Source organism: Nocardioides nematodiphilus (assembly GCF_020216525.1).
GTDB lineage: Bacteria > Actinomycetota > Actinomycetes > Propionibacteriales > Nocardioidaceae > Nocardioides > Nocardioides nematodiphilus.
Genome location: NZ_JAIWOY010000002.1, coordinates 121,013 through 142,379, shown reverse-complemented (window position 1 = coordinate 142,379; position 21,367 = coordinate 121,013). Strand labels below are relative to the sequence as shown.

Annotated in this window: 19 protein-coding genes; 10 read left to right on the top strand and 9 right to left on the bottom strand. The window is 71.3% G+C overall.

Annotation, left to right across the window (positions count from 1 at the left end; genetic code table 11):
- Positions 1–36: 36 nt before the first annotated feature.
- Positions 37–1,836 (bottom strand): glycoside hydrolase family 15 protein, encoded by a 1,800-nt coding sequence (locus KSO98_RS03785; RefSeq protein WP_225283582.1) that lies wholly within the window; start codon positions 1,834–1,836, stop codon positions 37–39.
- Between the two features lie 31 nt (positions 1,837–1,867).
- On the opposite strand from KSO98_RS03785, the gene KSO98_RS03780 reads away from it, so the two are divergent.
- Both KSO98_RS03780 and KSO98_RS03775 read left to right on the top strand, forming a co-directional pair.
- Positions 1,868–2,374 (top strand): CinA family protein, encoded by a 507-nt coding sequence (locus KSO98_RS03780; protein WP_225283581.1) that lies wholly within the window; start codon positions 1,868–1,870, stop codon positions 2,372–2,374.
- Between the two features lie 45 nt (positions 2,375–2,419).
- Positions 2,420–2,719: a helix-turn-helix domain-containing protein gene (locus KSO98_RS03775; protein WP_225284141.1), complete on the top strand. Its 300-nt coding sequence runs from the start codon at positions 2,420–2,422 to the stop codon at positions 2,717–2,719.
- A 60-nt stretch (positions 2,720–2,779) separates the two neighbouring features.
- On the opposite strand, the gene KSO98_RS03770 is transcribed toward KSO98_RS03775, so the two are convergent.
- From KSO98_RS03770 to KSO98_RS03760, 3 genes are read right to left on the bottom strand one after another with little or no spacing between them, the layout of a single operon-like run.
- On the bottom strand, positions 2,780–3,547 hold the full coding sequence (locus KSO98_RS03770) for a DNA-formamidopyrimidine glycosylase family protein (protein WP_225283580.1): 768 nt from the start codon (positions 3,545–3,547) through the stop codon (positions 2,780–2,782).
- Positions 3,534–8,084: an ATP-dependent helicase gene (locus tag KSO98_RS03765; protein ID WP_372457764.1), complete on the bottom strand. Its 4,551-nt coding sequence runs from the start codon at positions 8,082–8,084 to the stop codon at positions 3,534–3,536. Before KSO98_RS03765 ends, KSO98_RS03770 begins: the two co-directional genes overlap by 14 nt.
- Positions 8,085–8,103: 19 nt before the next feature.
- Positions 8,104–9,375, bottom strand: a complete 1,272-nt coding sequence (locus KSO98_RS03760) for an APC family permease (protein ID WP_225283578.1) — start codon at positions 9,373–9,375, stop codon at positions 8,104–8,106.
- Positions 9,376–9,437: 62 nt separating this feature from the next.
- Between KSO98_RS03760 and KSO98_RS03755 the strand changes: the two genes are divergently transcribed.
- The 7 genes from KSO98_RS03755 to KSO98_RS03725 all read left to right on the top strand — a co-directional run bounded on the left by KSO98_RS03755 (position 9,438) and on the right by KSO98_RS03725 (position 14,179).
- Entirely contained in the window at positions 9,438–9,980 is a 543-nt protein-coding gene (locus KSO98_RS03755) for a DinB family protein (protein ID WP_225283577.1), read from the top strand.
- A complete protein-coding gene (locus KSO98_RS03750) occupies positions 9,980–10,174 on the top strand; it encodes a DUF3046 domain-containing protein (protein ID WP_225283576.1) in 195 nt (64 codons plus the stop codon). The genes KSO98_RS03755 and KSO98_RS03750 overlap by 1 nt, the downstream gene beginning before the upstream one ends.
- 214 nt (positions 10,175–10,388) lie before the next feature.
- Positions 10,389–11,435 carry a recombinase RecA gene (gene recA / locus KSO98_RS03745; protein ID WP_225283575.1) on the top strand — a complete coding sequence of 349 codons (1,047 nt, stop codon included), beginning with the start codon at positions 10,389–10,391 and terminating at the stop codon, positions 11,433–11,435.
- A gap of 14 nt (positions 11,436–11,449) precedes the next feature.
- Entirely contained in the window at positions 11,450–12,088 is a 639-nt protein-coding gene (locus KSO98_RS18780; protein WP_225283574.1) for a regulatory protein RecX, read from the top strand.
- Entirely contained in the window at positions 12,085–12,987 is a 903-nt protein-coding gene (locus tag KSO98_RS03735; RefSeq protein WP_225283573.1) for a PPK2 family polyphosphate kinase, read from the top strand. The genes KSO98_RS18780 and KSO98_RS03735 overlap by 4 nt, the downstream gene beginning before the upstream one ends.
- Positions 12,984–13,760: a HipA family kinase gene (locus KSO98_RS03730; protein WP_225283572.1), complete on the top strand. Its 777-nt coding sequence runs from the start codon at positions 12,984–12,986 to the stop codon at positions 13,758–13,760. The genes KSO98_RS03735 and KSO98_RS03730 overlap by 4 nt, the downstream gene beginning before the upstream one ends.
- Complete coding sequence (locus tag KSO98_RS03725; RefSeq protein ID WP_225283571.1) at positions 13,757–14,179, top strand: DUF3037 domain-containing protein; 423 nt, start codon at positions 13,757–13,759, stop codon at positions 14,177–14,179. Before KSO98_RS03730 ends, KSO98_RS03725 begins: the two co-directional genes overlap by 4 nt.
- Positions 14,180–14,261: 82 nt before the next feature.
- On the opposite strand, the gene KSO98_RS03720 is transcribed toward KSO98_RS03725, so the two are convergent.
- The 3 genes from KSO98_RS03720 to KSO98_RS03710 are packed head-to-tail and all read right to left on the bottom strand — an operon-like array spanning position 14,262 to position 17,519.
- Positions 14,262–15,005, bottom strand: a complete 744-nt coding sequence (locus KSO98_RS03720) for a sirohydrochlorin chelatase (protein ID WP_225283570.1) — start codon at positions 15,003–15,005, stop codon at positions 14,262–14,264.
- Between the two features lie 49 nt (positions 15,006–15,054).
- Entirely contained in the window at positions 15,055–15,798 is a 744-nt protein-coding gene (locus KSO98_RS03715) for a phosphoadenylyl-sulfate reductase (RefSeq protein ID WP_225283569.1), read from the bottom strand.
- Positions 15,795–17,519 (bottom strand): nitrite/sulfite reductase, encoded by a 1,725-nt coding sequence (locus KSO98_RS03710; RefSeq protein WP_225283568.1) that lies wholly within the window; start codon positions 17,517–17,519, stop codon positions 15,795–15,797. Before KSO98_RS03710 ends, KSO98_RS03715 begins: the two co-directional genes overlap by 4 nt.
- A 431-nt stretch (positions 17,520–17,950) precedes the next feature.
- Here KSO98_RS03710 and KSO98_RS03705 point away from each other — a divergent pair, with 431 nt between their 5' ends.
- Positions 17,951–19,393, top strand: a complete 1,443-nt coding sequence (locus KSO98_RS03705) for a glycine hydroxymethyltransferase (RefSeq protein WP_225283567.1) — start codon at positions 17,951–17,953, stop codon at positions 19,391–19,393.
- A gap of 111 nt (positions 19,394–19,504) precedes the next feature.
- Here KSO98_RS03705 and KSO98_RS03700 read toward each other — a convergent pair whose 3' ends face one another.
- Both KSO98_RS03700 and macS read right to left on the bottom strand, forming a co-directional pair.
- Positions 19,505–20,152 (bottom strand): response regulator, encoded by a 648-nt coding sequence (locus tag KSO98_RS03700; protein ID WP_225283566.1) that lies wholly within the window; start codon positions 20,150–20,152, stop codon positions 19,505–19,507.
- Positions 20,149–21,303 carry a MacS family sensor histidine kinase gene (macS, locus tag KSO98_RS03695; RefSeq protein WP_225283565.1) on the bottom strand — a complete coding sequence of 385 codons (1,155 nt, stop codon included), beginning with the start codon at positions 21,301–21,303 and terminating at the stop codon, positions 20,149–20,151. Before macS ends, KSO98_RS03700 begins: the two co-directional genes overlap by 4 nt.
- Positions 21,304–21,367: the final 64 nt, after the last annotated feature.

Genomic DNA, 21,367 nt, shown 5'->3' with positions numbered 1-21,367 from the left:
CCGGTGAGCGTTGATGGAGCGCCGGTCGGTGCGGAGCTACTCCGTACCGGCCGGCGCTTCGGCGTCGGCGAGCGCGAACGCCGCCTGGATGAGCGCCAGGTGGCTGAAGGCCTGGGGGAAGTTGCCGACCATCCGGTCGTTGCCCGGGTCGTACTCCTCGCTCAGCAGGCCGACGTCGTTGGTCAGCCCGACGAGCCGGTCGAGGAGGGCGTGTGCGTCGTCGAGGCGGCCCGCCCGGGCGTACGCGCTGACGAGCCAGAACGAGCAGGCCAGGAACGGGTGCTCGTCGCCGCCGAGACCGTCGACGCCGCTGGTGGTGCGATAGCGCAGCACCAGACCGTCGCGCATCAGGTCCTGCTCGATCGCCTCGATCGTGCCCAGGATCCGAGGGTCGTCACCGGGCAGGAACCCGACCAGCGGCAGGATCAGCAGTGAGGCGTCGACCTCGCTGGTGGCGTCGTGCTGGACGAACGTGTTGCGGGCGGCGTCGTACCCCTTGGTCAGCACCGCGTCGCGGATCTCCTCGCGGATGGCGCGCCAGTCCTCGACCGGCGCATCCAGGCCGTGCTTCTCGACGGCGGTGATCGCACGGTCGAAGGCGACCCACATCATCACCCGGGAGTGGGTGAACTGCCGCGGCTCGCCGCGGATCTCCCACAGCCCGTTGTCGGGCTCGTGCCAGTGCTCAGCGAGGTCGCCGATGAGGGCGCGTTGCAGGGCCCACGCGTTCTGGTCGATCCGGCCGCCCCGGTCGCGGTCGTCGGCGAGCGCGTCCATCAGCTCGCCGAGCACGTCGTGCTGGAGCTGGTCGACCGCCGCGTTGCCGATCCGCACGGGGCGCGAGTCGGCGTAGCCGGGGAGGTGGTCGAGTGTGGTCTCCGGGAGGCGGCGACGGCCGTCGACGCCGTACATGATCTGGAGGTCCTGCGGGTCGCCCGCGACCGCGCGCAGCAGCCACTCGCGCCACAGGGTCGCCTCGTCGACGTACCCGGCCCGGATCAGGCTGGCGACCGTGAGGGAGGCGTCGCGCAGCCAGCAGTAGCGGTAGTCCCAGTTGCGCTCGCCGCCGAAGTCCTCGGGCAGGGAGGTGGTGGGCGCGGCCACGATGCCACCGCTGCGCGAGTCGGTCATGAGCCGCAGCGTCATCAGCGAGCGCAGCACGACGTCGCGATGCGGCACCTGGGCGGTGCAGCGCGCCGCCCATTCCTGGTCCCGGGCGATGGTGCGCTTGGCCGCGCGCAGGACGTCGGAGACGTCGGCGAGCTCCTGGAGGCTTGCGTACGAGGGCAGCCAGGTGGTCACGAAGACGAGCTCGTCGCCCTCGGTGACCTCGAAGGTGTCGCTGTGCTGGTGGTCCACCGCGCGGGGAAGGCGCGGACCGCGCAGCACCAGCATGTCCGGACCCGCGATCGCGGTGATCGCGGGCTCGCGGTGGACGGTGCGGCGGCGCACCCACGGCACGATCTCGCCGTAGTCGGCCCGGACGGCCCAGTGGTGATCGATGGTCACCGTGCCGACGACGCCGCGCACGATCCTGACGAGGTCGGCCTGGCCATCGCCCTCGGGCATCAGATCGGTGAGCGTCACCTCCCCGGTCGCGGTGGTGAACGTCGTCTCCAACGCGCTCGAGTCCCCGAGGTAGCGCCGCCGCACCTGGTACTCGTCGGTCGGCACGAGCTGCCAGTGGCCGTGGTCCTCGGTGCCGAGCAGGGCGGCGAAGCATGCGGGCGCGTCGAACGACGGCAGGCACATCCAGTCGATCGATCCGTTGGTCCCGACCAGCGCGGCGGTGCGACGGTCCCCGATCAGGGCGTACTCCTCGATAGGCAGAGCCATGCGTGTGAGGTTACGTGTCAGGATGCTTTTCATGAGTGAGGTGCCGCTGCCGACCCGGGTCTATCTCGCGATGCGTGCCGCAGGGGAGACCCTGGCGACCGCCGAGTCCCTGACGGGAGGGCAGCTCGCGGCGTTGATCACCGACGTGCCCGGCGTCTCGGACATCTACCTCGGCGGTGCGGTCACGTACGCCACCGAGCTGAAGGTCTCGCTGCTCGGGGTGCCGGAGTCGGTGGTGGAGACGTACGGCGTGGTGTCGGAGCAGTGCGCGACCGCGATGGCGTCCGGAGTGCGGGCCGTGACCGGCGCGACCTGGGCGCTGGCGACGACCGGAGTCGCGGGACCGGCCGAGCAGGAGGGCAAGCCGGTCGGCACGGTGTACGTCGGGATCGCCGGACCGGGGTACCTGGAGGCCGTTGGGCTCAGACTCGACGGTGACCGGCCGACGATCCAGGCAGAGACGTGCACCCGGGCGCTCGCCGCGCTCGAGGAGGTCTTGACTGACCAGGTGGCACGGGAATCACAGCGCCTCGGGTAGCGTTGGCACACCACAGCGATGGACGGAAACTCAGGAGGCAAGCCGATGGTGCTGTTCCGGCGGGTGCTCGGTGAGGTGCTCCGTGCCCAGCGTGTGGACCGCGGCATGACGTTGCGCGAGGTCTCCGCCGGCGCGCGGGTCAGCCTCGGCTACATCTCCGAGATCGAGCGCGGTCAGAAGGAGGCCTCCTCGGAGCTGCTCGCCTCGCTGTGCTCGGCGCTGGACGTCAGCCTGGCCACGGTGCTGCGTGAGGTCTCCGACGCGGTCGCGGTCGAGGAGGCGGCGCTGTTGCCGACCCCGATCCCCGTGCGCGCGACCGCTGCCGTGGTGGCGTCCGCGGCCTAGTCGCTGGTACGCCGGGCCCGGCATTCGCCGCCGGCGGACAGCGCCGTCGTCGGCTCGGACCTAGCGGGAGCCTGACCGCTCCGGCTGGCAGGACGGACAGAAGTACGCCGGTCGCAACCGATCCGGTCCGCCCATCTCGATGCGCCGGACGGGACCGGCGCACCGCGGGCACTGCGCACGGCTGCGGCCGTAGACGGCGTTCACCGGTGGGCGACGCGTCACCGCCTGGTCGAGCTTGAGGCGAGCGACCCGCAGCATCCGGGTGAGGTCCGGGACCTCGGCGACCACCGTGGTGGGGTGGACGCCCATCGTGAAGCAGACCTCCGCGGCCCACATGGTGCCGAGACCGGCGAGATTGCGCTGGTCGCGCAGGGCATCGAAGATCGGCTGATCCTGGTGGTCGCTCAGCCTGCGGGCCGCCTCCTTCTCGTCCCAGTCGGGGCCGAGCAGATCGGGGCCGAGGTAGGCGAAGGCCGCGGCCTCCTCCGCGCGCGGGATCAGCTCCACCACCCCGAGCTGGAAGCCCACTGCGTGGGTCGTGTCCGTCTCCAACACGACCCGGGCCAGATGCGCGGCCTTCGGCCAGCGCTGGCGCGGACGCAGGATCGCCCACGAGCCCTCCATCTTGAGATGGGTGTGCAGCGTCCAGTCCGAGCCGATGCGGGTGAGCAGGTGCTTGCCACGGGTGCTGGTGGACTCCACCCGCTGACCGCCGAGATCGACGGTGGCCAGTTGCGGCACCCGGAAGTCGGTCCGCGCCAGGAGCTGGCCGGACAGAGCGCGGTCGAGCCTGTGCGCCGTGCGCAGGACCGCATCACCTTCCGGCATCGGAGATCCTCAGGCCGCGGGGGGTCGCGACGAAGCCGGCCTGCTGCAGTGCCTGGCGCAGAGCCGTGTCACCTGAGCCGAGCAGCGGCGCACCGTCGGCCTTCTCGACAGTGAGGCGCCCCAGGGCACCTCGGCGCACGGCCCGTGCGAGCTCGGCGGCTGCGGCCGTGAGGGGTGCGAGCTCGTCGGTCCAGGAGAGCAGGGTGCGGCCGCCGCGCTCCACATAGAGGGTGAGTGCGCCGCCGACCAGCACGACGACGGCGCCGGCCTTGCGCCCGGGCTTGTGCCCGAGCTCCTCGTCGCGGGCGTTGGGCCACGGGAGCGCCGCACCGTACGGGTTCGCCGGGTCGGTCGCGGCGAGACAGATGGCGCTCGGGTCGTCCGTGCTGTCGCTCGGGCCGAAGGTACGCAGCCGGTCGACCGCGCCGGCGGTGCCGAACTGGGCGGCGCCCAACCCCTCGACGAAGTAGCCGCGCCGGCAACGACCGGACTCCTCGAACGCCGAGAGCACCTTGTACACCGCGGCGAAGCCGCCGGGCACCCGCTCGGCGCTCACCGAGCCGCGGGTCACCACGCCGTACCGATCGAGGAGCCGCTCGGCCGCCGCATGCGCCCGGCGGGTCGGGTCGGCGTCGATCGCCGGCAGCAGCGACCATCGCCCGGAGGTCTCCGGCGGCCCGGTGCGGACGGGCATGCGTGGGCGGCTGCCGGCGAGCCGGGTGCGCGGTGCGGGGCGTCGGGATCGATGCGCCGGAGTGCCCGAGCGGGTCAGGGCGCGTAGCGGGGCGAGCGTGTCGTTGCCGATCCGGCCCGCCCAGGCGAGCTCCCAGAGCGTGGCGCTGAGCGCGGCATCGTCGGTGGCGCCGACGGCGTCGGAGAGCTGCCGGAAGAACCACGCACCTCCCGGCGCCAGCGTCTCGAGCAGACGCTCAGCAAGCTCGCTGGCCTCGAACGGTTGCGGCTCGGGCAGCGTCAGATCGGCCGTGTCCGCCAGATGCAGTGAGACCCAGCCGTCGCTGCCGGGCAGCGCACCGTGCCCCGACCAGAGGACCTCGCCAGAGGCGGTCAGCTCATCGAGATAGGCCGGCTCGTAGTCGCGGACCCGTGCCGCCAGGACCAGCGGTTCCAGGGCGCTGGCCGGCATCGGCGCACCGGCCAGCTGCTCGATGGCCGTGAGCACGCCATCGACACCGCGCAGACCCTTGCTGCCACCGGCCGTGCCGGTCGCGACCCGCTGCCACGCCGGGAGGAAGCGCGCCAAGGTGGTCGGCTCGACGGGCTCGATCTCATGGCGCAGCTTGGCCAGCGAGCGGCGTCGCAGGGTCCGGAGCACGTCGGCGTCGCACCACTCGGTGCCCGAGCCGCCCGGGCGGAACTCGCCGTCGAGGACGCGCCCGCGCGCGGCCAGTCGCTGCAGGGTGTGCCGGACGACCGCGACGCCGACGCCCAGCCGGTCGGCCACCTGCTCGGCAGTGAACGGTCCGTGGCTACGGGCGAAGCGCGAGACCAGGTCGCCCACGGGATCCTCGACCGGCTCCGCGAACGTCGACGGAGTGCCGGGCGGCACCGGGACCCCGAGCCCGTCGCGCAGCCGGGCGACGTCCTCGACGACGCTCCAGCGTGGCTCGCCGGCCATCCGGACCTCGACGACGCGCCGACTCGCGCGCAGGACCTCGAGCCAGTCAGCGACCGGAGCCTCCGGCACGGAGCGATCGATGATCTCGGCGGTGCTCAGTGGGCCGATCAGGCGGATCAGATCGGCGAGTCCCTCCTCGCCGCGCGCCCGCCGGTCAGGTGCGGTGCGCTGCAGCTCGTCCTCGACCTCGGCGAGCACGTCGGGGTCGAGCAGCTCGCGAAGCTCGGCGCGGCCGAGCAGCTCGGCCAGCAGCCCCTGATCCAGCGAGAGCGCTGCGGCGCGGCGCTCGGCGATGGGGGAGTCGCCCTCGTACATGAACTGAGCGACATAGCCGAAGAGCAGGCTGCGCGCGTACGGGGAGGGCTGGGGGGTCGCCACGTCCACGACCTGGATCTCGCGGCGCTCGACGCGACCCAGCAGGGTGACGAGGGCGGGCAGGTCGTAGACGTCGCGCAGGCACTCGCGTACTGCTTCGAGGACGATCGGGAAGCTCGGGTACTGCGCCGCGACCTCCAACAGCGACGCGGCCCGCTGGCGCTGCTGCCACAGCGGCGAGCGGCGGCCGGGGTCGCGGCGGGGAAGGAGCAGGGCGCGGGCCGCGCACTCGCGGAAGCGGGAGGCGAAGAGCGCCGAGCCGCCGATCTCGGAGGTGACGATGTCCTCGATCTCGTCGGGTGCGAAGACGATGACGTCACCGCTGGGCGGCTCGGCCTCGGTGTCGGGGATGCGCAGCACGATCCCGTCGTCCGAGGCGACCGCCTGCCCGTCGATCCCGTACCGCTCGCGCAGGCGGGCGTTGATCGCGAGCGCCCACGGTGCATGCACCGGCGTCCCGTACGGGGAGTGCACGACCAGGCGCCAGTCGCCCAGCTCGTCGCGGAAGCGCTCCACCACGATGCTGGTGTCGCTCGGCAGGATCCGGGTGGCCTCGAGCTGCTCGTGCAGGTAGCCGAGCAGGTTGCCGGCGGCGAAGGCGTCGAGCCCGTTCGCCTGCACGCGCTCGGTCGCCTGCGGGAGGGGAAGTGCGGCCAGCTCACGGGTGAACCCGCCGATCGCGGCACCGAGCTCGGCGGGGCGCCCGAGAGCATCGCCCTTCCAGAACGGCAGCTTGCCGGGGACGCCGGGTGCGGGGGAGACCAGCACCCTGTCGTGGGTGATGTCCTCGATGCGCCAGCTCGTCGCGCCGAGCGCGAAGACGTCGCCGACGCGCGATTCGTAGACCATCTCCTCGTCGAGCTCGCCGACCCGCTTGCCGCCCGCCGCGCTCTCTCCGACGAGGTACACGCCGAAGAGTCCGCGATCGGGGATGGTGCCGCCGCTGGTCACGGCCAGGCGCTGTGCGCCCGGGCGGCCGGTGAGCGTCCCTGCGACACGGTCCCAGACGATCCGGGGCCGCAGCTCGGCGAACTCGTCGGAGGGGTAGCGGCCCGCGAGCAGGTCGAGGGTCGCGTCGTACGCGCTGCGCGGCAGTGAGGTGAAGGGAGCGGAGCGGCGGATGAGCTCGAAGAGCTCGTCGACCGGCCAGGCGTCCATCGCGGTCGCGGCGACGACCTGTTGGGCGAGCACGTCGAGGGGGTTGGCCGGCACCGAGAGCGACTCGATCTGACCCGAGCGCATCCGCTCCACCGCGACGGCCGTCTGGGCGAGGTCGCCGCGATGCTTGGGGAAGAGCACCCCGCGGGAGACCTCACCGACCTGGTGGCCCGCCCGCCCGACGCGCTGCAGGGCGCTCGCGACGCTGGGGGGTGACTCGATCTGGATGACCAGGTCGACCGCGCCCATGTCGATGCCGAGCTCGAGGCTGCTGGTCGCCACCACCGCTGGGAGCCGGCCGCGCTTCAGGTCGTCCTCGATGAGCGCGCGCTGCTCCTTGGAGACCGAGCCGTGGTGGGCCTTGGCGATGACGGTGGCCGCGCCGTGGGACTGGCCGGCCTGGGCCATCAGCTGCGCCGGCGGCGTCGTGCCGTCCGTATCGACGCCCGAGGCGATCTCATTGAGCCGGGCGGTCAGCCGCTCGGCGAGCCGGCGCGAGTTGGCGAAGACGATGGTGGAGCGGTGCTCGGCGATCAGGGCCGCGACATGCTCCTCCACGTGAGGCCAGATCGAGCCGGCCCGCCGGGGGTCGGCGGCGTTCTCGTCGTACTCGCCCGGGGCCGTCATGTCCTCGACGGGCACGACGACCCGCAGGTCCCACTCCTTGGCCGAGGGTGGCGCGACGATCTCCACCGGTGCGGCGCCGCCGAGGAAGCGCGCCACCTCCTCGAGCGGCCGCACCGTGGCGGAGAGCCCGATCCGCTGGGCGGGCCGCGCGAGCAGTGCGTCGAGACGCTCGAGGCTCAGCGCGAGGTGGGCGCCACGCTTGGTGCCGGCGACGGCGTGCACCTCGTCGATGATCACCGTCTCGACGCTGCGCAGGGTCTCGCGCGCCTGGCCGGTGAGCATCAGGAAGAGCGACTCCGGTGTCGTGATCAGCACGTCGGGCGGCGTCGTCGCGAGCCGTCGCCGATCCGCCGCGCTGGTGTCCCCGGAGCGGACACCGACGCGCACCTCGGGTACGTCGATGCCGAGTCTGTCGGCGGTATGGGTGATGCCGGTCAGCGGAGAGCGCAGGTTGCGCTCGACGTCGACCGCGAGCGCCTTGAGCGGGGAGATGTAGAGGACGCGGCAGCGCTCTGGCTTCGGCGGGACCGGCTCGCTCATCAGCCGGTCCAGGGACCAGAGGAACGCGCTGAGCGTCTTACCGGAGCCGGTGGGTGCCACGACGAGCGCGTGGCGGCCCTTGCTGATCGCTTCCCAGGCACCCGCCTGCGCGGGGGTCGGTGCCGCGAAGGCAGCCGTGAACCACTCCCGGGTGGGTGCGCTGAAGCCGCTCAGCGGGTCGGCGGCGGCGTCCGGGGGCATGGCGTCCATCCAACCAGGGTCAACCCAGCTCGGGCAGCGGTGCCGGTGGCAACGGAGCGGCGGGCTCCCGCTTGCTCAGCCACGCCCAGAGTGCGCCCGCGAGACCGATCGCGACCGGGATGAGCACGGCTCGGCCGGTCGCGACGACCAATCCGATGGAGGCGAGGACCGAGGCGAGCGCGGCGTACCAACCGGCGGTGCCCCTGGGCAGCAGCCGGACCGCGGCGAGGGTGGCCACCAGGTACGCCATCGCGAAGGCCCCGGTGGTGGCAAGCAGCGTGCGCTCGGTCCCGCTGTGGGTCAGGGCCATCACGCCCAGCGTGCCCAGCGCGAGCGCCGCGATGACGGCCAGCGCCCGGCGCGGCTCGCCGCGTTCGTCGAGCCAGCGGGGGAGGGAGCGCTCGCGCGCGAGTGCGGCACCGAGTCGTGACGCCCCGGCGAAGTAGGAGTTCATCGTGCCGACCGTCAGCAGCAGCGCTACCACCGTCATGACCGGGCGAGCCGCCTCCCCGACGCCGGCCACCAGGAGCTCGGAGAGCGGAGCCCGACCGGGCCGGGCGCCGAGCACCGCGGTCGTGGCGAACGCGACGCCGAGGTAGAGCACAGCGACGATCACCAGGGTCGCTGCGGCGGCGCGGGGGATGTCGCGGGCCGGGTTCTCGTACTCGCCGGTGACCGAGGCCATGATCTCCCAGCCGGCGAAGGCCCAGACCAGGGCCCCTGCTGCTGCGACGACGCCGTGCAGTCCGTGCGGGGCGAAGGGGCGCAGGTTGCCGGCGTGGGCGTGGGGGAGCGCCACCAGGACGGTCACCGCGAGCACCCCGGCGAGGAGGATCGCGATCCCGAGCTGGACCCGGGCCGAGAGCCGGATGCCGAACCAGTTGAGCGTCGTGACGACGAGGATGATCGCGGCGGACACGGCCAGGGTCGTACCGCGTCCGCGTCCGAGGGCATCGGCGACGTACTCCCCGGCGAAGCCGGCCGCGACCGGTGCGCCGACGCCGATGGTGAGGAAGAACGCGCAGCCGAGCGCGGTCGCCGCGTGGTCGCCGAAGGCGAGCCGGGCGTACGTGGTGACACCGCCTCCTCCGGGGTAGCGGGTGCCCAACGCGGCGAAGGTGGCCGCGAGGGGGATCGAGACGAGCAGCAGCGCCGCCCAGGCGATCAGTGACGCGGGGCCCGCCTTCGCCGCGGCGATCGCGGGCAGCGAGATCACACCGGTGCCGAGCACCGCCCCGAGGGTCAGTGCCGTGCCCTGGAGCACGGAGATGCCCGGTCCCGATCGAGTCATGCGGCGAACGCTAGTGGGGACCACTGACAAATTCGCTTGAGCGATCGTGGGAGAGTTTCAGCATGAGCGAAACCGTGATCGAGCCGGACACCAAGGACTGGACGTGGGTCCTGGACGAGGCCTGTCCGGAGTGCGGCTTCGAGGCCGGCCGGATCGGCGTCGAGCAGCTCGCGCCGGCCATCCGCGACGACGCCACCGGCTGGGAGCGCACGCTCGCAGGCGAGGGCGCCCGGACGCGACCGCGGCCTGACGTCTGGTCCCCGACCGAGTACGGCGCACACGTCCGTGACGTCCACCTGATCTTCGCCGAGCGCATCCGCTTGATGCTGGCCGAGGACGAGCCGACCTTCGCCAACTGGGATCAGGACGCCACCGCGCTCGAGAAGCGGTACGACCTCGCCGACCCCGCGACCGTGGCCGGCGAGCTGCTCGACGCCGCGACGGTCGTCGCGGACCTGTACGAGGCCGTCCCGCCCGACGCCTGGGGCCGGCGTGGGCTGCGCTCCAACGGGAGCGTGTTCACCGTCGAGTCCCTCGGCCGCTACCACCTCCACGATCTGGTTCACCACACCTGGGACGTGACCGGGGCTTGCTGGGGCGGCTGATGCGGCACACGGAGTTCTGGCGGCGGATGGAGGAGGCGCTCGGCGCGGGCTATGCCGAGGTATGGGCGTCCCAGTACGTGCTCGCCGATCTCGGTGGCAGGACTGCCACGGAGGCGCTCGCCGACGGCTATTCCGCCAAGGAGGTCTGGGAGGCCGTCTGGGCCGCCCGTGAGCTTCCGGCGAACCTGCGCTGACCGTCGCGGCCGCGCGACACGCCCATCCCGAATGCGTGGATCGAACACCTGTTCGGGTTAGATTTCTTCCACAGGTGACGTTGCGAGCAGCCCTTTCCACAGGCGCCGATCCAAAACTGTCGGTGGCTCCATCTAGCGTCCAGCCTTGATGACGAAGACGCGAGGAAAAGTGGCAAAGACTCCGGGCCCCAAGGCCCTACAGGGAAGGACCATCATGGCTGGTGGAGGCGACCGCGAGAAGGCTCTCGAGCTGGCTCTCGCAAGCATTGAGAAGTCGTACGGCAAGGGCTCGGTCATGCGACTGGGCGACGACACCCGGGCTCCGCTCGAGGTGATCCCGACCGGCGCGATCGCGCTCGACGTGGCCCTCGGCCTCGGCGGGCTGCCGCGCGGCCGTGTCGTGGAGATCTACGGTCCGGAGTCCTCCGGTAAGACGACGGTGGCGCTGCACGCCGTTGCCAACGCTCAGCGCGCGGGTGGCATCGTCGCCTTCATCGACGCCGAGCACGCGCTCGACCCCGACTACGCCAAGGCGCTCGGTGTCGACACCGACGCGCTGCTGGTGAGCCAGCCCGACTCCGGTGAGCAGGCGCTCGAGATCGCCGACATGCTGGTCCGCTCGGGCGCTCTCGACCTGATCGTCATCGACTCGGTCGCCGCGCTCGTGCCGCGCGCCGAGATCGAGGGCGAGATGGGCGACAGCCACGTCGGTCTGCAGGCCCGACTCATGTCGCAGGCCCTGCGGAAGATGACCGGCGCGCTCAACAACTCCAAGACGACCGCGATCTTCATCAACCAGCTGCGCGAGAAGATCGGCGTCATGTTCGGCTCGCCGGAGACCACCACCGGTGGTCGTGCGCTGAAGTTCTACGCCTCGGTCCGCCTCGACGTGCGACGCATCGAGACGCTCAAGGACGGCACCGACATGGTCGGCAACCGCACCCGCGTCAAGGTCGTCAAGAACAAGGTGGCCCCGCCGTTCAAGCAGGCCGAGTTCGACATCATGTACGGCAAGGGCATCTCCCGCGAGGGTGGCCTCATCGACGTCGGCGTCGAGGCCGGACTCGTCCGCAAGGCCGGCGCCTGGTTCACCTACGAGGGCGACCAGCTGGGCCAGGGCAAGGAGAACGCGCGCAACTTCCTCAAGGACAACCCCGACCTCGCCAACGAGCTCGAGAAGAAGATTCTGGAGAAGCTCGGCGTGGGCCCGACGGTCGATGAGTCCCCGCTCGCCGAGCCGATCGGCGTCGAGGACTTCTGATCCCCGAGCAGACGGTGTCAGCCACTGACCCGTGGGCGGCCGGGAATCCGCCCGACTGGCTCGGTGACGTCTCTGTCGGGGTGGACGCGTGGACGAAGCGCGCCACCCCGGCGGAGTCGTCGGAGCCGCCCGTCGACGAGAAGGCGAAGGGCCCGGAGGCTGATCCGGAGTCCGTGGCCCGCAAGATCCTGCTCGACCAGCTCACCGGTCAGGCGCGCACGCGCAAGGAGCTCGCAGATCGACTGGCGAAGAAGCTGGTCCCGCAGGAGATCGCCGATCGCTTGCTCGACCGGTTCGAGGAGGTCGGGCTGGTCGACGATGCCGCGTTCGCTCGGCTCTGGGTCGACAGCCGCCAGTCCGGCAAGGGCCTGGCCCGTCGCGCCCTCGCCCAGGAGCTGCGCCGCAAGGGCGTGGCCGACGACGTCGCCCGTGAGGCGCTCGACGAGGTCGACCCGGAGGACGAAGAGGCCGCGGCGCGTGCCCTGGTGGCGAAGAAGATCCGCTCCCTGGGCCGGTTCGACGACGTCACGAAGACCCGCCGGCTGGTCGGGATGCTGGCCCGCAAGGGATACCCGCCCGGGATGGCGATGAGCATCGTGCGCGAAGCCGTCCGATCGGTCGGCGAGGAAGACCTGCCAGAATCGGCCCTGTGACTGTCACGAAGCTGGCTCGCGCCCTGCGTATCAAGCCCGGCGCCGTCGATCTCTCGTCCTACCCGACCGATGCGACGCCTGCCATCAAGGGCGGTCGGGAGCAAGGCGAGCGCGAGCTTGCCGAGCTCGGCGAGGAGCTCCTGGACCTGCAGTCCAAGTTGTTCGCCCTCGGCAAGAGCGGAGACAGGCGGCGGCTGCTGCTCGTCCTCCAGGGCATGGACACCTCCGGCAAGGGCGGGGTCCTGGTCCACACCGTCGGCCTGCTCGATCCGCAGGGCCTGCGGATCACCTCCTTCAAGGCGCCGACCGAGGAGGAGCGTGAGCACGACTTCCTGTGGCGGATCGAGAAGGTCGTCCCGAGTGCCGGCTACGTCGGAGTCTTCGACCGCTCCCACTACGAGGACGTGCTGATCGGCCGGGTCCGCGAGCTCGCGAGTCCTGAGGAGATCGAGCGCCGTTACGACGCGATCAACGCCTTCGAGCAGCGTCTCGTGGAGGACGGCACGGTGATCCTCAAGTGCATGCTGCACATCTCGCCCGAGGAACAGCTGAAGCGTCTGCAGAGCCGCCTCGACAACCCGACCAAGTACTGGAAGTACAACGCCGGCGACCTCGACGAGCGTCAGCTCTGGGCCGACTACACCGAGGCGTACCAGATCGCGCTGGAGCGCACCCACACCGAGCACGCGCCCTGGTACGTCATCCCCAGCGACAAGAAGTGGTACCGCAACCTCGCCGTCGCTGAGCTCCTCCTCGAGACGCTCGAGGCGATGGACCTCGACTGGCCCGGGCCGGGCTTCGACATCGAGGCCGAGAAGAAGCGGATCGCCTCGGACACCATCACCTCCAAGGCCGTCGCGAAGGAGCTCAAGAGGCGGCGCATGGAGTCCGGCGCGTGAGCCTGCCCAGCGCCCTGCCCCAGGTCACGGTCACCCGCTACGTCACACCGCTCCGCGAGGGCGGCAGCCTGCCCGGCATCGTCGAGGGCGACGACCTCGGCACCTATGTCTGCAAGTTCCGGGGCGCCGGTCAAGGTCTTCGGGTCCTGGTCGCCGAGGTGATCGCGAGCGGCATCGCGACCCGCCTCGGCCTCAAGACGCCGCGCCTGGTGATGCTCGACGTCGACCCCGCGATCGCGCGCTACGAGGCCGACGAGGAGGTCCAGGACCTCCTCAACGCGAGCGCCGGCCTCAACCTCGGCATCGACTTCCTCCCCGGCGCCTTCGGCTACGACAGCGACGTCGTCGGTGAGATCGATCCCGCCCGGGTGCTCTGGTTCGACGCGTTCATCGCGAACGTCGATCGCAGCTATCGCAACCCCAATCTGCTGCTCTGGGGGAGCGACCTGTGGGTCATCGACCACGGCGCCAGCCTCTACTTCCACCATGCGTGGGCCGGCGGCATCACGGATCCGCAGCGCTTCGCCAACCAGCAGTGGTCCAGCGACGACCACATCTTCGGCACCTACGCGGACCGGCTGCCGACGGTCGATGCGGCCGTCACGCCGTTGCTCGACGAGGCGAGCCTGACCACCATCGTCGCGGCGGTGCCCGATGAGTGGCTCGAGCCGGTCCCCGGCGCCGAGACACCGGCTGAGCTGCGTGCGGCGTACGTCCGGTTCCTCCGCGCGCGGCTCGGGACGCGCCAGTGGCTCCCGGTGGCGGCGGCATGACCACCGGCCTCATGCCCTACCAGTACGTCGTGCTGCGCTGCGTCCCTCGCCCGGACCGGGAGGAGTTCCTCAACGTGGGCGTCGTGCTGTTCTGCGAGGAGGCCGGCTTCCTCGGCGCGGCCTGGCATCTCGAGCGGCCCCGCGTGGAGGCGTTCGCTGCCGGCCTGTCGTTCGAGCGTCTCGAGTCGGCACTCGACGGCATCGACCAGATCTGTCGCGGTGAGGCGCACGCCGGCTTCGCGACCGGCCAGCGCGCCACCGCGTACGGCACCCGCGAGCTGGTCGACTCGGCCAACTCCCGCTTCGGCCTGATCAAGGCGCCCAAGAGCACGGTCCTGCAGCCGGGCCCGGTCCACGGCGGCCTCACCGCCGATCCCGCTGCCGAGATAGACCACCTGCTGCAGCGCCTCGTCGGTTGAGAGGTCACCTGTTGCGGCTCGAGAGGTCACCTCTTGCGGCACAAGAAGTGACCTCTCGAGCCGCAGAAACTGACTTCTCGACCTAGACGGGGACGAGCTCCACCGCGCCGACGGCGTACCGCGCCAGCACCGTACGAGCGACCTCGGGGTGGGCGCCCAGGGGCTCGGAGACGGCGACCGCGCCGGCCTCGAGGGCGAGCTCGGCGGCCCGGTCCGGCAGGAAGCCCGGAGCCAGGAAGAGCGAGGCGACCGCGATGTGGCGCCGGCCCTCGCCCCGGAAGGCGCGGACGGCCTCGCCGGTCGCGGGCGGGGTCGAGGAGGCGTACGCGGCCGTCACCGGCAGCCTGTGGTGCGCGCCCCAGATCCGCGCCAGGCGGGCCACGGTCTGGTTGGCGAGCGGGTCCGAGGAGCCGGCCGCGGCGAGCACCAGGGCGTCGAGCTCACGGACGCGGGCGGCCGACAGGGCGGCGCGCAGACGCTCGTCGAGCACCTCGAGGAAACACGCCTCGAGGCCGAGGATCGAGGTCGCCCGCACCTTCACCGTCGGGTGCTTCGCCGTCACCTCGGCGACGGCCGAGGGGACGTCGACCTTGGCGTGGTAGGCCTCCGTCAGGAGCAGCGGTACGACGACGATCTCGTCGTACCCGGCCTTGACGAGCCGGTCGACCACGGTGTGGAACGACGGGCGCGACAGCTCCAGGAACGCGGACTCGACCCGGAGGTCGGGGCGCTGGGCCCGGATCTCGGCGACGAGTGCGTTGATGGTGGCGGCGGAGCGGGGGTCACGGCTTCCGTGAGCGAGCGCCACCAGGGCGGGTGCGGCCATCAGTGGTCTCCCTTCGTGGTCGTAACGGGGTGGAGGTGGAGGGGCTGCATCAGGTGTGGATGCCACACTCGGTCTTGTTCATCCCGGCCCAGCGGCCGCTGCGCGGGTCCTCGCCGGGGGCGACCCGACGGGTGCAGGGTGCACAGCCGATCGAGGGGTAGCCGTCGTAGACGAGCGGGTTGACGAGGATGCCGTTGTCGGCGATGTACGCCTCGACCTGCTCGTCGGACCAGCGGGCGATGGGGGAGACCTTGACCTTCCCCTTCTTCGCGTCCCAACCGATGACCGGCGCGATGACGCGGTTGTGGGTCTCGGCGCGGCGCAGGCCTGTGGCCCAGGCGTCGTAGCCGGCGAGTCCGTCGGCCAGCGGCTTGACCTTGCGCAGCGCGCAGCACAGGTCGGGGTCGCGGGCGAAGAGATCCTTCCCGTACTCGGCGTCCTGCTCGGCGACGCTCTGCACCGGCGTCAGCGTGATGAGGTTGACCGGCAGGGTCGCCTCGACCGCGTCGCGGGTGCCGATGGTCTCGATGAAGTGGTAGCCGGTGTCGAGGAAGACGACGTCGACGCCGGGCACCACCTTGGAGGCGAGGTGCGCGAGCACCGCGTCGCCCATCGAGGACGTCACGCAGAAGCGGTCGCCGAAGGTCGCGGCGGCCCACTCGATGATGACCTCGGCCGGCGCCAGCTCGAGCTCGGCACCCCAGTGGGAGACCAGCTCGCGCAGCTCCTCGGGCTCACGCCCGGTGGTCAGCGACCCGCGGTTCGCGCGTGCCGCAGCGGTGGACAGACTCATGATCCGACCGTCTCGACCGACTTGTCGCCGCGCAGCAGCTCCTCGTCGGCACGCTCGACCCACGTCGCGAAGGTCTCGCCGTCGGCACGGTCGGCGAGGAAGTTGCGCACCACGGTCTCGACGTACGCGTCCAGGCCGGCGCTGGTCACCTTGTGGGCGCGCAGCTTGCGACCCCATCGGGTGATCTCGCCGATGCCGCCGCCGAGGTGGACCTGGAAGCCCTCGACCTGGTTGCCCTCGTCGTCGAGGACGAGCTGGCCCTTGAGACCGATGTCGGCGACCTGCGAACGGGCGCAGGAGTTGGGGCAGCCGTTGACATTGATCGTCACCGGCACGTCCAGGTCGGGCAGCTTCTGTTCCAGCGAGGCGATCAGGTCGGTCGCGCGCTGCTTGGTGTCGACGATCGCGAGCTTGCAGAACTCGATGCCGGTGCACGCCATCGTGGAGCGCCGCCAGTTCGACGGGTTGGCCTGGAGGCCGATCTTGTCGAGCTCGGCGACGAGCGCGTCGACCTTGTCGCCGTCGACGCCGATGACGACGATCTTCTGGTACGACGTCAGGCGTGCGCCCGCGGCGCCGTACTGCTCGAGCAGGTCGCCCAGGGAGGTGAGCAGCGCGCCGTTGACACGGCCGACGACGGGGGCGACCCCGATGTAGAACTTGCCGTCCTTCTGCTCGTGCACGCCGATGTGGTCGCCGTTGCCGGTGGCGGCGACGGGGGAGACGTGGGAGATGAGCTTGCGCTCGAGGTACTCGTTCTCCAGGACCTCGCGGAACTTGTCCTTGCCCCAGTCGGCGACGAGGAACTTCAGTCGGGCCTTGGAGCGCAGGCGGCGGTAGCCGTAGTCGCGGAAGATGCCGGCGACGCCGGCCCAGACGTCCGCCACCTCGTCCAGCGGGATCCAGACGCCGAGGCGCTGGGCGAACATCGGGTTGGTCGAGAGGCCGCCGCCGACCCACAGGTCGAAGCCCGGGCCGTGCTCGGGGTGGTCGACGCCGACGAAGGAGACGTCGTTGACCTCGGGGGCGCCGTCGAGGCTCGGGTGGCCGCTGACCGAGGTCTTGAACTTGCGCGGGAAGTTCGAGAACTCCGGGTTGTTCAGGTAGCGACGCTTGATCTCCTCGAGCGCCGGGGTGCCGTCGATGATCTCGTCCTTGGCCACGCCGGCGACCGGCGAGCCGAGGAACGGTCGGGGGCTGTCACCGCACGCCTCGACGGTCTGCAGGCCGACGGCCTCGAGGCGCTCCCAGATGGCCGGGACGCTCTCGATCTCGATCCAGTGCAGCTGGATGTTCTGCCGGTCGGTGACGTCGGCGGTGCCACGGGCGTAGTCGGTGGAGATCGCGCCCAGCTCGCGGACCGCGGCCGGCGACAGCAGGGCGCCGTCGGTGCGGATGCGCATCATGAAGAAGCGGGCGTCCAGCTCCTCCTCCTCCAGCGTCGCGGTCTTGCCGCCGTCGATGCCCTCCTTGCGCTGGGTGTAGAGACCCATCCAGCGGAAGCGGCCGCGGAGGTCGGCCGGGTCGATCGAGTCGAAGCCACGCTTGGAGTACGTGTAGAGGATGCGGTTGCGCACGTTGAGCGGGTCGTCGTCCTTCTTCGACTGCTCGTTCTTGTTGAGCGGCTCGGTGTAGCCGAGCGCCCACTGACCCTCGGCGCGCTTGGGGCGCGGGATCTCGGTGTGGGCAGCGGTCTTCGCCGTGAAGCGCAGGTCAGGCATCGGTGTCAGATTTCCTAGCGTGTGAAGACGCGCTGTACGACGAAGCACCGCGGGGATGTACGGGGAGCCTCTCGTGGTCGCGCGCCCGGGCGGATCGTTGTCGGGCGGCGTCGCAACACCGGGTGCCGGCGGGATGATGCCGGCGGGATCTGGCGTTGTCTCAGCGAGGGCAACAGATCATGCTGCCGGTACGCCCGAAGTCCACGTGGCGACGTACCACGAGGTGCATGTGCGTAGCAGCGGAGACCATGTCAAGCAGTCTCACGGGTCGGACAGGGTTGCAACAAGAGCGAATCCCGAGGTTTGAGACGCCTGTCCGACATTCGGACGGCGCGTCCCGCTGGGAGTGGGGGCATGTGGCTCAGGTCACGTCGTGGAGGCGCGTTCGCCGATCGTGCAGGTTCCGGGGTCTTGTCACTAGGATTCGCCCTATGGCTGACCTGTCGTCCCTGACCAGCTCCGCGTACCAGCAGGCTCTCGAGGTCATCGCCTCGGTCGAGCCGCGGGTCGCGGAGGCTACGCGCAAGGAGCTCGCCGACCAGCGAGCCTCCCTCAAGCTCATCGCCTCGGAGAACTACGCGTCTCCGGCCGTGCTGATGACGATGGGCACCTGGTTCTCCGACAAGTACGCCGAGGGAACCGTCGGCCACCGCTTCTACGCGGGCTGCCAGAACGTCGACACCGTCGAGGCGCTCGCTGCCGAGCACGCCCGTGAGCTCTTCGGCGCCGAGTACGCCTACGTCCAGCCGCACTCCGGCATCGACGCCAACCTGACCGCCTACTGGGCGATTTTGGCGCACCGCGTCGAGGGCCCGTGGCTGCAGAACGCCGGCGTGAAGAACATGAACGACCTCTCCGAGGCCGACTGGGAAAAGCTCCGCAACGAGCTCGGCAACCAGCGTCTGCTGGGCATGTCGCTCGACGCCGGCGGCCACCTCACGCACGGCTTCCGCCCGAACATCTCCGGCAAGATGTTCCACCAGAACCAGTACGGCACCGACCCGGAGACGGGACTGCTCGACTACGACGCCGTCGCCAAGAAGGTCAAGGAGTTCAAGCCGCTCATCCTGGTGGCCGGCTACTCCGCCTACCCGCGTCGCGTGAACTTCGCCAAGATGCGTGAGATCGCCGACTCGGTGGGCGCGACCCTGATGGTCGACATGGCCCACTTCGCCGGTCTCGTGGCCGGCAAGGTGTTCCAGGGCGAGGAGAACCCGGTTCCCTACGCCCACGTCGTCACCTCGACCTCGCACAAGTCGCTGCGCGGCCCGCGCGGTGGCTTCATCCTCGCCACGGAGGAGTACGCGCCGTCGGTCGACCGCGGTTGCCCGATGGTCCTCGGCGGCCCGCTCTCGCACGTGATGGCTGCCAAGGCCGTCGCCTTCGCCGAGGCGCGCACCGAGTCCTTCCAGACGTACGCGCAGAACGTCGCCGACAACGCCCAGTCGCTCGCCGAGGGCTTCAAGAAGCGCGGCGCCAAGCTGGTCACCGACGGCACCGACAACCACATCGTGCTCGTCGACGTCTCCAACTTCGGCCTGACCGGCCGCCAGGCCGAGTCGGCGCTGCTCGACGCCGGCGTGGTCACCAACCGCAACTCGGTCCCCTCGGACCCGAACGGCGCCTGGTACACCTCCGGCGTCCGCCTCGGCACCCCGGCGCTGACCACCCGCGGCTTCGGCCACGACGAGTTCGACAAGGTCGCCGAGCTCATCGTCGACGTCCTCAAGAACACCCAGCCGGGCACCACCAAGGACGGCGGCGTCTCCAAGGCCTCGTACGTCCTCGCGGACGGCGTCGCCGACCGCACCAAGGCCGCCTCGGCCGAGCTGCTCGAGAAGAACCCGCTCTACCCGGGTCTCGAGCTCAGCTGATCCTGTGCGCCCACGGGCGGAGCGAGCGCGGCGTCATCGTCGCTCGATGGCCGCTCCGCCCGTGAGGCCGCGCTCGCTCCGCCGCCTTGCGGCCGCACGCCGCGCGGACGCTCAGACCTCGTCGTCGACGTCGAGCCCGCGCTCGATGGCGTAGCGCGTCAGCTCGACGCGGTTGTGCATCTGCAGCTTGCGCAGCACGTTCTGGACGTGGTTCTGCACCGTACGGTGCGACAGCACGAGCCGCTCGGCGATCGCCCGGTACGACATGCCCTTCGCGACCATCCGCAGCACCTCGGTCTCACGGTCGGTCAGCCGCGGCTCGTCGGGCTCTGCGGCCGAGCGACGCTGGAACTCCCCGAGCACGAGGCCGGCCAGGCCGGCGGTGAAGACCGGCTCGCCGTCCGCCACGCGGGCGACGGCGGCCAGGAGCTCCTCGCGGGAGGCGGACTTGACCAGGTAGCCGGTGGCGCCCGCCGTGACGGCGGCGAGCACGTCGTCCTGCTCGCCGGACGCGGAGAGCACCAGCACCCGCGTCTGCGGCCGTCGGTCGATGATGTCGGTGGTGACCGCCACCCCGTCCGGCGCCGGGATCTGCAGGTCGAGCACGACGAGGTCGGGCTCGGTCGCGGCGAAGCGGGCGAGCGCCTCCCGACCGTTCGCGGCGACCGCGACGACCTCGTAGCCCGCTCGGGTCAGATCGCTCTCCACGGCGTCGCGCCACATCGGGTGGTCGTCGACCACCATCACCCGTACGGTCATCGCGCCTCCTCGCGCAGGGTCGTACGCGGCAGCACCAGCGACCACTCGGTCCCGTAGCTGCCGCTGGTCACGGTGGCGGTGCCGCCGAGGTCGGCAAGACGCCCGCGGATCGACCCGCTGACGCCGAGCCGCCCCTCGGCCTCCGCCTCCTCGAGCCTGCCGGCAGGGATACCGGGGCCCTCGTCGCGCACGGTGACCTCGATCCGCTCCGGCGCTGCTTCGAGCAGCACCCAGGCGGGTGCCTCCTGGCCGACGTGGCACCGGACGTTGGCCAGACAGGCGTCGACCGCGGCGACCAGCTCGGTGACGACCGGGGCGGGCAGCTCGATCGCGAACCCGGGTGCCGACACGGTGACGCCGGGCCGCTCGAGGCGCGACAGGGCGGTCACCAGGTCCAGTTCGCCCGGTGCGGGAGCCCCCGAGAGCTCTGCGGCCGTCGCAGCGTCGGATGCGCGCAGCAGGGAGCGCAGGGACTGCTCCTGGTGCGCCGCCAGCGCGCCCAGCTCGGCGGCCTCGCCGCCGAGGTCGTGGCCGCGGCGCTGCACCAGCGCGAGCACCTGGAGAGTCCCGTCGTGGACCACCCGGGCGAGCCGGGCGCGCTCCGCGGCGCGTGCCGCTGACCGCTCCGCCGCGTCCCGCTCGGTCGCCATCTGCTGCAGGGAGCCGCACATGAAGCCGACCACCGGCCCGGCGATGACCAGCAGGAACGCGTCATTGTAGTCGCTGGCGTGGTGCTGCTGGCGCAGCGCGAGGTCGGCCGCCGCGAGGACGAGGCCCGCGACCAGGCCGCCGCGCAGGCGGAAGTGGATCGCCCAGGCGAGCATCGCGCCCGCGATCCAGAAGCCCGGGATGGTGGCGTCGAAGTCGCCGCCCTTGACCAGCGGCGTGGCCGCCAGGAGCGCCACGGCGACCCCGAGATCGGCGACGAGCAGCAGCCGGGTCCGACGGCGCGGATCGACGTAGGCCCAGGCGGCGTACCCGGTCCAGGCGACCATCGCGAGCACGCAGCCGGCCGCGGCGAGCGGGTGATCGACGTCCCCCGAGCGGTAGATGTTGAGCCCGACCGCGTTGGCGAGCAGGACCAGTCGCAGCACCGTGAGCGCGCGGAGCAGTCGGCTCTCGACGGCGATGGCGGCGCCTGCGGTGCTCACCCGAGGCAGTCTGGCAGGTGAGTACGCGTACGGATGTGGGCAACGCCGGATCCGCGAAGACTCG

Coding starts and splice junctions, on each gene's coding strand:
- KSO98_RS03785 (WP_225283582.1), bottom strand. CDS start 1,836: ATGGCTCTGCCTATCGAGGAGTACGCCCTGATCGGGGACCGTCGCACC.
- KSO98_RS03780 (WP_225283581.1), top strand. CDS start 1,868: ATGAGTGAGGTGCCGCTGCCGACCCGGGTCTATCTCGCGATGCGTGCC.
- KSO98_RS03775 (WP_225284141.1), top strand. CDS start 2,420: ATGGTGCTGTTCCGGCGGGTGCTCGGTGAGGTGCTCCGTGCCCAGCGT.
- KSO98_RS03770 (WP_225283580.1), bottom strand. CDS start 3,547: ATGCCGGAAGGTGATGCGGTCCTGCGCACGGCGCACAGGCTCGACCGC.
- KSO98_RS03765 (WP_372457764.1), bottom strand. CDS start 8,084: ATGCCCCCGGACGCCGCCGCCGACCCGCTGAGCGGCTTCAGCGCACCC.
- KSO98_RS03760 (WP_225283578.1), bottom strand. CDS start 9,375: ATGACTCGATCGGGACCGGGCATCTCCGTGCTCCAGGGCACGGCACTG.
- KSO98_RS03755 (WP_225283577.1), top strand. CDS start 9,438: ATGAGCGAAACCGTGATCGAGCCGGACACCAAGGACTGGACGTGGGTC.
- KSO98_RS03750 (WP_225283576.1), top strand. CDS start 9,980: ATGCGGCACACGGAGTTCTGGCGGCGGATGGAGGAGGCGCTCGGCGCG.
- recA (WP_225283575.1), top strand. CDS start 10,389: ATGGCTGGTGGAGGCGACCGCGAGAAGGCTCTCGAGCTGGCTCTCGCA.
- KSO98_RS03725 (WP_225283571.1), top strand. CDS start 13,757: ATGACCACCGGCCTCATGCCCTACCAGTACGTCGTGCTGCGCTGCGTC.
- KSO98_RS03720 (WP_225283570.1), bottom strand. CDS start 15,005: ATGGCCGCACCCGCCCTGGTGGCGCTCGCTCACGGAAGCCGTGACCCC.
- KSO98_RS03715 (WP_225283569.1), bottom strand. CDS start 15,798: ATGAGTCTGTCCACCGCTGCGGCACGCGCGAACCGCGGGTCGCTGACC.
- KSO98_RS03710 (WP_225283568.1), bottom strand. CDS start 17,519: ATGCCTGACCTGCGCTTCACGGCGAAGACCGCTGCCCACACCGAGATC.
- KSO98_RS03705 (WP_225283567.1), top strand. CDS start 17,951: ATGGCTGACCTGTCGTCCCTGACCAGCTCCGCGTACCAGCAGGCTCTC.
- KSO98_RS03700 (WP_225283566.1), bottom strand. CDS start 20,152: ATGACCGTACGGGTGATGGTGGTCGACGACCACCCGATGTGGCGCGAC.